Origin of the sequence: Massilia sp. Leaf139, assembly GCF_001424165.1 — a bacterium.
GTDB lineage: Bacteria > Pseudomonadota > Gammaproteobacteria > Burkholderiales > Burkholderiaceae_D > Telluria.
In genome coordinates this window covers 1-11734 of sequence record NZ_LMOJ01000007.1, presented here as the reverse complement: position 1 = coordinate 11734, position 11734 = coordinate 1, and the positions used below count along the sequence as shown (strand labels likewise).

The following is an 11734-nucleotide window of genomic DNA, read 5'->3' as shown; positions in this document are numbered from 1 at the left end:
GGCAGTACTCCGCTTGACCGGGCGTCGGCGCGTTTTGCCCGCGCATCCTGCAATGCCATGCAAACGGACACCCTTTCCGACGTGCTGCGCTCGGTGCGCCTGCGCGGCGCCGTCTTCTACCAGATCAGCTTCCCGGCGGTGTGGTCGGTCGAGGCGCCGCCGATGCGCGAACTCGGCCGCCTGCTGTTTCCCGAGGCCGAGCACGTGATGGAATACCACGTGCTGACCAAGGGCGACGGCTGGGCCTGCGTGGCTGGCCTGAACCCGGTGCGCATGCACGCCGGCGACGTCGTCATCCTGCCGCATGGCGACGGCCACGTGCTCTCGAACGACCCGGCCCGGCAGCCGACCCGGATCGACCCCGGCTGGGTGGCGGCCACGCGCGACGCGCCGAAACCGATCCCGATCGTGTTCCACTCGCAGTACGAATTCTCCTGGGGCGAGGACGCCAAGCCCGGCGACACCGAACTGGTCTGCGGCTTTCTCTCCTGCGACCGCCATCCTTTCAATCCCCTGCTCGACGCCCTGCCGCGCCTGCTGCACCTGCCGGCCTCGAGCAGCGCCGCCGCCCACACGGAACTGGGCCAGCTGGCGCTGCGCGCCGACCGCGGCCAGCCGGGCGCCGCCGCCCTGCTCGAACGCGCCAGCGAAACCATGTTCATCGACGCCCTGCGGCGCTACCTGGAATGCCTGCCGGCCGGCAGCACCGGCTGGCTGGCCGGCCTGCGCGACGGCCAGATCGGACGCGCGCTGGCGCTGATCCACCGTGCCCCGGCGCGCCCCTGGACGATCGACGACCTGGCGCGCGCCGCCGGCCTGTCGCGCTCGGTCTTCTGCGCGCGCTTCCTGCGTCTGCTGAGCCTGCCTCCGATGCAATACCTGGCGCGCTGGCGCATGGAAGCGGCCGCCGGCCTGCTGCGCGCCAGCCGGGCGCCGGTCGCCGCGGTGGCGCTGGAAGTGGGCTATGAATCGGAAGCGGCCTTCGCGCGCGCATTCAAGCGCGCCACCGGCACCTCGCCCGCGCGCTGGCGCCGCATGCAACACGCCGGCTGAGTTATAGGGCGCCTGACAAAACCGCCATGGCTGCGTTGCAGCGCCTTGCCCTGACAGTTCTGTTAAGCGCACTTAGCGCAAGAAATTATGGACGAGACAGAACTTCATGCTAAAATTCGCCGCCTTGGCCTGGTAGCTCAGTTGGTAGAGCAGAGGATTGAAAATCCTTGTGTCGGTGGTTCGATTCCGCCCCGGGCCACCAAGAATTCAGAAAAGCAGTATCAACAAAAACGCCGACCTCTGCAGGTCGGCGTTTTTGTTTTGGCGCCCGTTTCGCGCGCTACCCTAGCGCTTGCCTTCGCCCGCCGCACGCAATGCGCGCAGCTTCTTCGACGACATATCCACGGTGCGAAGCGGCCCCGTCACCCAGCGCGCTTCATTGTTGCTCAAGCGTACGACGAGCTGGATCGAGCCGCCGGGGTAGCTATTCGTCGTCTTGCGGCCCGTCTCCTCCTGCGTCTTGCGCGATACTTTCGGCTGGAACTTGGCGAAGCCAAAATAGGCATTCAAGGTGCGGCCCGGCGGAATGGTCATCAGCCACAGGTGGCCCAGGTCGCTCCAGTCGTCGCAAATCGCCCAGCGGCTGCTGGCCTCCTTGATGATCTTCATTCCGTAGGGCCCGGCACCGGTCGCCTCATCGAGCAGTTCTTCGATTTCGGATGCGTACATCCAGTACGAAGCGTAGAGGCCGGTTTTTTTATCTTTCCTGCCGTAGGCGGCCTCATGATTGGCCGTGGCGCTGGTGAAGCGCATCAGCTGCAAGGGCCCCTCGAGCACCGTGTGCCGCAGGACGCTCAGGAAACTGCGTTCTTCCTCTTCTGTCGGATCGAAAAATGGCATGACACTCCCTTCTTGTCGAGGACGTTATTCGGGATGTGAAATATTGTGTAGCTGCCAACGATACTACGCCCGTCAATACACGGCTGGAAGGATTATCTGCTGTGACCGTTGTATCGCCGTCATGGCACGACGGGCGGATGGCGCATGAGGTTCGGCGTTAGAATCGCCCCATGAAAATGCGCAAGAAATCCGACCTGCCGGTGAAGACCTGCGCCCACTGCGCCCTGCCTTTCACTTGGCGCAAGAAGTGGGAGCGCGACTGGGAACAGGTCAAATATTGCTCCGAGCGTTGCCGACGTGCGGCGCGGCCGGCGGACGAGCGCTAGACCACTCCGGTTAACATTTGCAACGATGTTTGGGTACAACACCGGGTACAACAACTACGCCGCGATCAGACCACAAAGCGAATGTCTTCCGTTATAGTGATGCGTTGCAGCAATTTATGATGCGCTCAATCAACGCATCCTCTGCGACCGAAGGTTCCGCGTGGCTCCCCTCACCGACATTGCGCACTGGCGCGCCCATATCTTTTCCCGCCTGATGACGATCGTGCTCGTGCTCGGTATCGGCACGGCCATTCCCAGCATCGTGCTCGCCGTCGAGCAGCGCCTGTGGTCGCTGATCGTGGTCGATGTCGTCGCCATCGGCTGGCTGGTCGCGATCTGGCGCCTGCGCAGCTGGTCGTACCGCGTGCGGGTTTATAACTTCATCGCCATCGTCTTCCTCGTCTCGGCGGGAATGATCGTCAACGTCGGCCAGGTGGCCGAACTGTACCTGATCGCGCCGCCCGTCTTCGCTGCGGTGCTGCTGGGGCGGCGCCCGGCGCTGGCCGCGCTCGGCGCCAGCAGCCTGCTGATCCTGCTCCTGGGCGCCGCCGGCTACATCAAGGCCGGCGTCGATCCAACGGCGGGCGCGCCCCTGCTGCCGGCGTGGACGATCGCGCTCAATTTCCTCTTCGTCGGCGCCCTGATTACGGTGTCCTGCAGCACCCTGCTGCAAAAATTGACGTCCTCGCTCGGCCACCTGCACGGCGTGGCGCAGTCGCTGGAAGAAGGCAAGGACGCCCTGCACAACCTGAACGCCGAACTGAAATTGACCGCGGCCGCCGTCGCCCAGCTCAACGACATGGTGCTGATCGCCGGCACCAACGGCAGCGAGGGCGTCGCCTGGCCGATCATCTTCGCCAACGACGCCTTCGTGCGCCGCACCGGTTACGCGCGTGAAGCGGTACTCGGGCGCAGCATGCTGATGTTTAACGGCGCCGAGACCGATCCCGCCGTGTCGAACCGGATCGTCGCCGCCATGGGGCGCGGCGAAGCGGCCAGCGCCGAGATCGTGGCCTATACCAGCAATGGCCTGCCCTGCTGGGTCGAGATCGAGTTCGTGCCCTTTCTCGACGAAGCCGGCGCCCACACGCACTGGGTGGTGGTCGCACGCGACATCGGCGAGCGCAAGAAGGCGGCCACCGCCATCCACCGGCTGGCGTACTACGACGTGCTCACCGACCTGCCGAACCGGCGCTTCCTGCTCGAGCGGCTCGACGTGCTGCTGGCCGAGGCGCAGGCCGGCCAGGACTGGGGCGCCGTCGTCTTCATCGACCTCGATCACTTCAAGTTCGTCAACGACGCCCGCGGCCACGCCACCGGCGACGCCCTGCTGCGCAGCGTCGCCACGCGCCTGCTCGGTTTGATGGGGCCGCACGACACGGTGGCGCGCATCGGCGGCGACGAATTCGTCGTGCTGCTGCCGCATATCGGCAGCGAACAGGCCAGTGCCACCGCAGCCGCATTGGCCGGCGCCGACCGCCTGCGCCATGCGCTGCTGGAGGCGGTCGACATTGACGGCAACCGCTACAACGCCTCGGCCAGCCTGGGTGTGACCCTGCTGGCGCCGAGCGGCGGGAGCGCGCACGACCTGCTGCGCGAAGCCGACACCGCCATGTACCACGCCAAGGCGCGCGGCCGCAACGGCGTGGCCCTGTTCGAAGCGACCATGCGCGCCGAAGTCGAGCAGCGCCTGACCCTGGAGCGCGACCTGGCCGGCGCCATCGGACGCGGCGAACTGGCCCTGTATCTGCAGCTGCAATGCGACGCCGCCGGCCGCCCCACCGGCGCCGAGATGCTGATGCGCTGGCGCCGCGCCGACGGCCGCTTCGTGCCGCCGGACGTGTTCATTCCGATTGCCGAAGCGAGCGGCTTGATCGTCCCGCTAGGCCATTGGGCCCTGCACCAGACCTGCCTGGCCTGGCTGCAATTGCAGGCCGCCGGCCACCCGCTGCCGCTGTCGGTGAACGTCAGCCCGCTGCAGTTCGGCCAGGCCGATTTCGTCGCGCAGGTAAGCGCTGTGCTGGCGCAGACCGGCGTGCCGGCCGACCAGCTGATCCTGGAACTGACCGAGGGCCACCTGATCAAGGACCGCGACGCGACGATCGCGCGCATGCACGCGCTGGCCGCGCTCGGCATTCGTTTTTCGATCGACGATTTCGGCACCGGCTACTCGAACCTGGGCTATTTGAAACGCATGCCGCTGTATGAACTCAAGATCGATAAAAGCTTCATCCGCGATACGCCGGATAACGGCGACGGCGACGCCATCGTCTGCTCGATCCTGGCCATGGCCGCGCACCTGCGCCTGCGCGTCGTGGCCGAAGGGGTCGAGACGCGCGAACAGGCCGATTTCCTCGCCGCCAACGGCTGCCCGACCATGCAGGGCTATCTGTTCGCCCGTCCGCAGCCGCTCGAACAGGTGCTGGCCGGCCTGCACACGCCCGCGGCACTGGCCGCCTGAAGTCAGGCACGATTCCCGGCGCGAGATTCGCACTGCAAAACAAACGCTGTCAGCGTTTCTTACACCGCCGCCCGGCACATCGGCAGCCCGAACGCTAAGCGCCTGATTCTTCAGTAATGAAGAGACGAGGCATACGACTTGCTTACTCCATGTCCGCACACACCCCGCTTGTGCACTCACAATCAGACTGGAGACGACATGCATTTTCCTCGCAACTTGCGCCGCACCCTGCTCGCCACCCTCCTCCTAGGCAGCATCGCCCTGCCGGCATCGGCCAGCACCATCCTGTTTGTCGGTAACAGCTTTACCTACGGCGACCCGGCCGGCGCACAGCCGCCCACAGTCCAGGCCTACCGGCCGGGCACGGTCACCGACCTGAACGGCAGCAACATCGGCGGCGTGCCGGCATTGTTCAAGGCGATGACGCTGCAGGCCGGCCTGAACTATGACGTCAGCCTGGAAACCCGCGGCGGTTCCGGACTCGACTACCACTACAACAGCAAGTACAGCACCATCGTCAAACCCTTCGACACGGTCGTCCTGCAAAGCTACAGCACCCTCGACGCCAGCCGTCCCGGCGATCCGGCCACGCTGATCCGCTATTCCGGCCTGCTGGCCGACGCCCTTTACGCCCAGAATCCGAACGTGGACGTGCGCCTGACCGCGACCTGGTCGCGCGCCGACCTCACCTACCGGAATACCAGCAGCCCCTGGTACGGCGACCCGATCTACGCGATGGCGCTGGACGTGCGCGCCGGCTACGACGCGGCCGATGCGGCGTCAGACCACATCAACGGCGTGATCCCGGTCGGCGAGGCCTGGAACCGGGCGATTGCCGGCGGCCTGGCCGACGCCAACCCGTACGACGGCATCGGCGCCGGCCAGATCAACCTGTGGGCGCCGGATTCCTACCACGGCAGCGTCTACGGCTACTACCTGGAAGCCCTGACCATCTTCGGCAGCGTCACCGGACTCGATCCGCGCTCGCTGGGCGGCAACGAATACTCCGCGCGCGAACTCGGCATCGACGTGAACACGGCGCTCGCCCTGCAAGCCTTTGCCGCGGCCCAGCTCGACGCGGAAGAGGTGCCCGAGCCGGGCATGGCCGCCCTGTTCGCCACCCTGGGCGGGCTGATGTTCGCGGCACGCCGCCGCGCCCGGGCCGGCGTGCGCGCCTGAGGCCGCGCGCCGCGCTTGCCGGTACACGCTTGCCGCTGGATCGACCCGCGCGATCGCAATCGCGCGGGTTTGCTAGAGTAATCGTTCGACAAGGACTTCACAGGAAAGCGACATGAACATTCTGATGGTACTGACCTCGCACGACCGGCTGGGCGACACCGGCAAGAAGACCGGCTTCTGGCTCGAGGAATTCGCCGCGCCGTACTACCTGCTCAAGGATGCGGGTGCGCAGCTGACCCTGGTCTCGCCCGGGGGCGGCCAGCCGCCGCTCGATCCGAAAAGCGATGCGCCGGACGCGCAGACCGAGGCAACCCGGCGCTTCAAGGCCGATCCGGCAGCCCAGGCGGCGCTGGCTTCCACCGGCCGGCTCGCCGACGTGTCGGCGGATAGCTTCGACGCCGTCTTTTATCCGGGCGGCCACGGCCCGCTCTGGGATCTGGCCGAGGACAAGAGCTCGATCGCGCTGATCGAAGCGATGCTCGCCGCGAACAAGCCGGTGGCCCTCGTCTGCCACGCGCCGGGCGTGCTGCGCCATGCGAAAGCGGCCGACGGCAAGCCGCTGGTGAGCGGCAAGCGCCTGACCGGTTTTACGAACACCGAAGAGGAAGCGGTCGGGCTGACGCAGGTCGTCCCCTTCCTGGTCGAAGACATGCTCAAGGAAAACGGCGGCGACTATTCGAAGGTGGCCGACTGGCAGCCGTATGCGATCACCGATGGCTTGCTGGTCACCGGCCAGAATCCGGCCTCGTCGGAAGCGGCGGCCGAGGCGCTGCTGAAGCTGCTGCGCTGACTTTCGTCTAGCGCAGCACGGCCAACTTCACCTTCTGCCCCTTGCGGAAGGTATACAGGGTCAGGGCGGCATTCTTGAGGTCGCCCTTCGGATCGAAGGCGATGCGGCCGGTCACGCCCTCGTGCTGGACGGCGGCCAGCGCCGGCAGGAAGCGTTTCGGGTCGCCCGAATTCGCCGTCTGCATCGCTTTCGCGAACACCATCACCGCATCGTAGGCGTAAGGCGCATAGGTTTGCAGCGGAATCTTGAAGCGTCCCTCGTAGCGCTGGGTAAACGCGTTCAGGCCGGCTTCCTGCTCGGCGCCGACGCCGCCCGCGACCACGCAATAGACCTTGTCGTCGACCAGGGCGTCGCCGGCGAGCAGCGGCATCTTTTCCGAGCAGACGCCGTCGCCCGACACCAGCTTGGCGCGCAGGCCGAGCGCCTTCATTTGTTTCAGCATCGGGCCGGCCACGGCATCCATGCCGCCATAGAAAATCACGTCCGGATCGCGCGCACGGATCTGGGTGAGAATCGCATTGAAGTCGGTCGCCTTGTCGTTGGTGAACTGGCGGCTGACCACGCTCGCGGCCCCACGCGAGGCGCGCACGCCCTTGACGAATTCGTCGGCCAGGCCCTGGCCGAAGGCGGTGCGGTCGTCGATCACGGCGATCTTCTTCGCTTTTAAGGTTCCGATTGAATAGGTGGCCAGCGTGCGCCCGACCAGGTTGTCGTTGGCGACGACGCGGAAGGCCGTCTTGTAGCCCTGATTGGTGTAGAGCGGCGTGGTGGCGGCGGGCGAAATCTGCGGAATGCCGGCATTCGCGTAGATCTTCGAGGCCGGCACCGTCGTTCCTGAATTGAGGTGGCCGACCACGGCCGCCACCTTGGCGTCGACCAGCTTTTGCGCGACCGCCGCCCCGGTCTTCGGATCGGCGGCGTCGTCTTCCGGCTGCAAGACCCACTGCACCTTGTTCCCGCCGAGCACGATCCCCTTCGCGTTCAGCTCGTCGATCGCCATGCGCGCGCCGTTCTCGATGTCCTTGCCCTGGTGCGCGCCGGTGCCCGACAGCGGCGAGGCGGTGCCGATCTTGATTTGCACGGTTTTGGCGGCCGGCTGGGCATGGATGGAAGGCGACGTTGTCAGGGCGAGCAGGGAGACGGCGGCGATCAGGTGCTTATGCATGGCGGGTTTTCCGTGGACGGTGCGCCCGATTGTACTGCCGCGCTGTACCTTGCCGAAAATGCAATCGTGCGCCCGCCCCGCTTTTGTAGGGTGGACTCCCGAGTCCACGGCTTTTAGGTGTGCATGTCGAGAGGCGCCGGAGGTTTGCCCGGGAAAGGCCGTGGACTCGGGAGTCCACCCTACGAACCCGTCAACGCTCAGGCAGCGGCCAGCACGCCTTGTTCTTCGGGGCGCAGGGTCAGCACGGCAACCCCGTTCTTCGTTACCGCCACCGTGTGTTCGAACTGGGCCGAGAGCGAACCGTCGCGCGTCACCACCGTCCAGCCGTCGGCCTCGGTGCGCACGCTGCGCCCGCCCGCGTTCAGCATCGGCTCGATCGTGAAGACCATGCCTTCGCGCAGGACGAGGCCGGTGTTCCGGGTGCCGAAGTGCAGGATCTGCGGCTCCTCGTGCATCTCGCGGCCGATGCCGTGGCCGCAGTATTCGCGCACGACCGAATAGCCGTTGCGCTTGGCGTGGCGTTCGATCGCATAGCCGATGTCGCCCAGGCGCGCGCCCGGACGCACGGCGCGGATGCCCTTCCACATGGCCTCGTACGTGGTCTGCACCAGGCGCTTCGCGCGCACATCCACTTCGCCGATCAGGTAGGTCTTGCTGGAGTCGGCGATATAGCCGTTCTTCTCCAGCGTGATGTCGAGGTTGACGATATCGCCCCCCTTCAGCACCTGCCCCGCCGAGGGCACGCCGTGGCAGACGACCTCGTTCACCGAGCAGTTCAGCACGAAACCGTAACCGTATTGCCCCTTGCTGGCCGGCCGCGATTGCAGCTCATCGACGATGAAGCGCTCAACTAAAGTGTCGATCTGCAGGGTCGACATGCCGCTCAAGGCGGTGCGGTCGAGCATGCCGAAGACCGAGGCCAGCAGGCGGCCAGATTCGGCCATCAGGGCCAGCTCTTCCGGGGTCTTGGTCATGCCGCGCTCAAGGCCAGGGATTGCGCCGAGACCCCGGCCGAACTCAATTCGCGCTCCATGATCTCGTTGAAGCTGAGCGTCGGATTGGTCTCGCAAAGCATGCCGACCTTGATCCAGAACGCCGCCTGCGCGTTGATCGAGCGGCAGGAGACCTTGGTCGCGCGGCGCAGCTGGTCGTGCAGTTCTTCTTCGATGTTCACGATGCCCATGAGATTCTCCATATACGAAACGTATATTGATTGTATACGCCGCATATAAAAAAAGCCAACCCGCAGGTTGGCTTTCTTGTTTCAGCGCAAAGGACTTATGCCGCCTGATCCAGCGTCGGGTAGTCGATATACCCTGCTTCGCCCGGCACATAGAAGGTCTGCGGGTTCGGCTTGTTCCACGGCGCGTTCAATTTGAGGCGCTGCACCAGATCCGGGTTGGCGATGTAGGCGCGGCCAAAGGCGACCGCATCGGCGCGGCCCGACTCGACGGCGTCCAGCGCCATCTCGCGGTCGTAGCCGTTGTTGGCGATATAGGTGCCCTTGAAAGCCTGGCGCGCCCAGGCGAAATCGAAGCCGGGAATATCGCGCGGGCCGCCGGTAGCGCCTTCGACGAAGTGAATGAAGGCGATGCCGCGCTTGTTCAGTTCCTCGACCAGGTAGCCGAACACGGCTTGCGGATTGCTGTCGGCCAGGTCGTTGGCCGGCGTCACCGGCGACAGGCGGATGCCGACGCGGCCGGCGCCGATCTCGGCCACCACCGCGTCCACCACCTCGAGTGCGAAGCGGGCGCGGTTCTCGATCGAGCCGCCGTATTCGTCGGTGCGCTTGTTGGCGCCGTCGCGCAGGAACTGGTCGATCAGGTAGCCGTTGGCGCCATGCAGTTCAATGCCGTCGAAGCCGGCGCGGATCGCGTTGGCGGCGCCGCGGCGGTATTCGGCGACAACCTCCTTGATCTCGTCGACCGTCAGGGCGCGCGGTTCCGGTGCCTCGACCTTGCCGGCGTGGGTGTAGGCGGTCACTTTCGCGGCCACGGCCGACGGGGCGATCGGCTGCACGCCGCCGGTCAGGTTCGGGTGGGTCACGCGGCCCACGTGCCAGATCTGGGCGACAATCTTCGAGCCGGCCTCGTGCACGGCCTGGGTGATCGGCTTCCAGCCTTCGACCTGCTCGTCCGAATAGATGCCCGGCGTCGCCATATAGCCCTTGCCGACCGGCGAGACTTGCGTGCCTTCGCTGATGATCAGGCCGGCATTGCTGCGCTGGCGGTAGTACTCGACGTTCATCGGGCTGCCTGGAATGTCGCCGGCGGCCTCGTCGGCGCGGCTGCGGGTCAGCGGCGCCATCACGACACGGTTGGCAACCTCGATGTCGCCGATACGGGTGGGCTGAAAGAGTTTGTGCGTCATGTTCGATCCGTTCTGGTTGAATGCTGGGAAATGGTGGGCCGCCGGTCGCTTCGCAATGTCAAAGCGGGCGCCGGCGGCCACGACAGTGAGCACTATAAGTATTCCTGCCGCCTGTGGGTAGGCCGCACGAATGATAAGATCTATTCCTGAACGGAATGGATGGAGAGATTATGGATCGGCTGCGCTTGATGGAAACCTTTGTCCGGGTGGTCGAAACCGGCAACTTCTCGGCCGTGGCGCGCGAGGAGCGCAGCACCCAATCGGCCATCAGCAAGCAGGTGCAGGCGCTGGAAACCATGCTCGGCGCCAAACTGCTGGTGCGTTCGACGCGCAGCCATGCGCTGACCGAAGCGGGCAAGCGCTATTACGAGCGCTGCCGCCAGGTGCTCGACACGCTGGAAGAAGCGCGGGTCGAGATCCAGCGCACCGAGAACGAGATCTCGGGCGTGCTGCGGGTGGCGGCCCCGGTCTCCTTCGGCCGCCTGCACATCGTGCCGCGCCTCGGCGCCTTTTTCGCGCGCTATCCGCAGCTGAAAATCGACCTGCAGCTCGACGACAGCTTCGTCGACCTGGTCGTGGGCGGCATCGACGTCGCCTTCCGCGTCGGCGAACTGAAGGACAGCCGCCTGATCGCGCGCCGCATCGGCACCGCCCACCGCGCCCTGCTCGCCTCCCCCGACTACCTGGCGCGCCACGGCGAGCCGCGCGCGCCAAGCGAGCTGGCGCGGCACCAGTGCATCGTCTACACGGGCCTCGCCAACGTCAACGAGTGGAACTTCCAGGACGAGGACGGCGCCCAGCACACGGTACGCGTCGGCGGCCATCTGCAATCGAACAGTTCCGAAGCCATCCGCCAGGCCGTGGTCGAGGGCCTCGGCATCTGCTACACGCCGCAGTGGGTGTACGGTGACGACATCCGCGCCGGGCGCGTGAAGCCGATCCTGACGCAATACCGGCTACCGCCGCTACCGCTGAACGTCGTCTTCCAGCCGGCGCGCCGGCCCTCGCTGAAGATCAGCCATTTCGTGTCCTTCTTCGCGGACGAATTTGCTCGTGATCCGGATATTTCGCCGATGCTGGCGGATGAGGGGGCGCCGCATGAGGCATTGGGGAAGCTGGGGGGAAGTTATGCGGTTGAACCAGCCTCGCAAAAACCATCGGTACCGTAAATCAGAGGGGGCACCGCGTAGCGAAATACGGAGTTAATCAGCGTAGCAAGATGATTGGATCTCCTGCTCATCTAGCACAATCTCTTGTGCAACCCACTTTCCGCCGATGCGCCGCACAAGTCGAACATGCACCATATGCCATCCAGTGGCTCCACGGATGAGATAGTCCGCGGTTACACATTGATGTGCTCCCATTGCCTTGAATCCGACTGCTACCGGCATTATGAAACTAGGTTTAGACAACCGAGCATCCTTTGCTTCTTCGCCTGTGATAGCGGATATTGAATCGCCACGAGTTCAGTAGACACTCCTGAGCCATAATGTCGGGCACAAGGAGAAGGTATGAGTGGAAAGCGGTACACAGAGGAATTCAAGATTGCA

Annotated in this window: 11 protein-coding genes and 1 tRNA gene; 7 read left to right on the top strand and 5 right to left on the bottom strand. The window is 65.3% G+C overall.

Going from position 1 to position 11734, the window contains the following annotated elements; genetic code table 11:
* Nucleotides 1-57 precede the first annotated feature (57 nt).
* Complete coding sequence (locus ASF77_RS08145; protein ID WP_056337437.1) at nucleotides 58-1053, top strand: AraC family transcriptional regulator; 996 nt, start codon at nucleotides 58-60, stop codon at nucleotides 1051-1053.
* A gap of 126 nt (nucleotides 1054-1179) precedes the next feature.
* Nucleotides 1180-1255 (top strand) — tRNA-Phe (locus ASF77_RS08140).
* A gap of 83 nt (nucleotides 1256-1338) precedes the next feature.
* Here ASF77_RS08140 and ASF77_RS08135 read toward each other — a convergent pair.
* Nucleotides 1339-1893 (bottom strand): hypothetical protein, encoded by a 555-nt coding sequence (locus tag ASF77_RS08135; RefSeq protein WP_056337434.1) that lies wholly within the window; start codon nucleotides 1891-1893, stop codon nucleotides 1339-1341.
* Between the two features lie 170 nt (nucleotides 1894-2063).
* On the opposite strand from ASF77_RS08135, the gene ASF77_RS23580 reads away from it, so the two are divergent.
* The 4 genes from ASF77_RS23580 to ASF77_RS08120 all read left to right on the top strand — a co-directional run bounded on the left by ASF77_RS23580 (nucleotide 2064) and on the right by ASF77_RS08120 (nucleotide 6649).
* Nucleotides 2064-2219, top strand: coding sequence for a DUF2256 domain-containing protein (locus tag ASF77_RS23580; protein WP_082493662.1), 156 nt, complete (start codon nucleotides 2064-2066; stop codon nucleotides 2217-2219).
* Nucleotides 2220-2379: 160 nt separating this feature from the next.
* Entirely contained in the window at nucleotides 2380-4680 is a 2301-nt protein-coding gene (locus ASF77_RS08130; protein WP_229445336.1) for a bifunctional diguanylate cyclase/phosphodiesterase, read from the top strand.
* 198 nt (nucleotides 4681-4878) lie between these two features.
* Nucleotides 4879-5859 (top strand): PEP-CTERM sorting domain-containing protein, encoded by a 981-nt coding sequence (locus ASF77_RS08125; protein ID WP_056337431.1) that lies wholly within the window; start codon nucleotides 4879-4881, stop codon nucleotides 5857-5859.
* Nucleotides 5860-5971: 112 nt separating this feature from the next.
* A complete protein-coding gene (locus ASF77_RS08120) occupies nucleotides 5972-6649 on the top strand; it encodes a type 1 glutamine amidotransferase domain-containing protein (protein ID WP_056337428.1) in 678 nt (225 codons plus the stop codon).
* Nucleotides 6650-6656: 7 nt separating this feature from the next.
* Here ASF77_RS08120 and ASF77_RS08115 read toward each other — a convergent pair whose 3' ends face one another.
* The 4 genes from ASF77_RS08115 to ASF77_RS08100 form a co-directional block, all read right to left on the bottom strand.
* Nucleotides 6657-7814, bottom strand: a complete 1158-nt coding sequence (locus ASF77_RS08115) for a branched-chain amino acid ABC transporter substrate-binding protein (protein WP_056337424.1) — start codon at nucleotides 7812-7814, stop codon at nucleotides 6657-6659.
* A 197-nt stretch (nucleotides 7815-8011) separates the two neighbouring features.
* Nucleotides 8012-8788, bottom strand: a complete 777-nt coding sequence (map, locus tag ASF77_RS08110) for a type I methionyl aminopeptidase (RefSeq protein ID WP_056337422.1) — start codon at nucleotides 8786-8788, stop codon at nucleotides 8012-8014.
* Nucleotides 8785-8997 carry a ParD-like family protein gene (locus tag ASF77_RS08105; RefSeq protein WP_056337418.1) on the bottom strand — a complete coding sequence of 71 codons (213 nt, stop codon included), beginning with the start codon at nucleotides 8995-8997 and terminating at the stop codon, nucleotides 8785-8787. The genes map and ASF77_RS08105 overlap by 4 nt, the downstream gene beginning before the upstream one ends.
* Nucleotides 8998-9092: 95 nt before the next feature.
* A complete protein-coding gene (locus ASF77_RS08100) occupies nucleotides 9093-10184 on the bottom strand; it encodes an alkene reductase (RefSeq protein ID WP_056337528.1) in 1092 nt (363 codons plus the stop codon).
* A gap of 170 nt (nucleotides 10185-10354) precedes the next feature.
* Between ASF77_RS08100 and ASF77_RS08095 the strand changes: the two genes are divergently transcribed.
* The gene (locus ASF77_RS08095) at nucleotides 10355-11353 is read left to right on the top strand and encodes a LysR family transcriptional regulator (protein WP_082493661.1); all 999 of its coding nucleotides are present in this window, start codon (nucleotides 10355-10357) and stop codon (nucleotides 11351-11353) included.
* Nucleotides 11354-11734 lie beyond the last annotated feature (381 nt).

Excerpts from the sequence above, each read along its gene's own strand:
- ASF77_RS23580 (WP_082493662.1), top strand. The coding sequence starts at position 2,064 with ATGAAAATGCGCAAGAAATCCGACCTGCCGGTGAAGACCTGCGCCCAC.
- ASF77_RS08125 (WP_056337431.1), top strand. The coding sequence starts at position 4,879 with ATGCATTTTCCTCGCAACTTGCGCCGCACCCTGCTCGCCACCCTCCTC.
- ASF77_RS08115 (WP_056337424.1), bottom strand. The coding sequence starts at position 7,814 with ATGCATAAGCACCTGATCGCCGCCGTCTCCCTGCTCGCCCTGACAACG.
- ASF77_RS08135 (WP_056337434.1), bottom strand. The coding sequence starts at position 1,893 with ATGCCATTTTTCGATCCGACAGAAGAGGAAGAACGCAGTTTCCTGAGC.
- map (WP_056337422.1), bottom strand. The coding sequence starts at position 8,788 with ATGACCAAGACCCCGGAAGAGCTGGCCCTGATGGCCGAATCTGGCCGC.
- ASF77_RS08095 (WP_082493661.1), top strand. The coding sequence starts at position 10,355 with ATGGATCGGCTGCGCTTGATGGAAACCTTTGTCCGGGTGGTCGAAACC.
- ASF77_RS08100 (WP_056337528.1), bottom strand. The coding sequence starts at position 10,184 with ATGACGCACAAACTCTTTCAGCCCACCCGTATCGGCGACATCGAGGTT.
- ASF77_RS08145 (WP_056337437.1), top strand. The coding sequence starts at position 58 with ATGCAAACGGACACCCTTTCCGACGTGCTGCGCTCGGTGCGCCTGCGC.
- ASF77_RS08105 (WP_056337418.1), bottom strand. The coding sequence starts at position 8,997 with ATGGGCATCGTGAACATCGAAGAAGAACTGCACGACCAGCTGCGCCGC.
- ASF77_RS08120 (WP_056337428.1), top strand. The coding sequence starts at position 5,972 with ATGAACATTCTGATGGTACTGACCTCGCACGACCGGCTGGGCGACACC.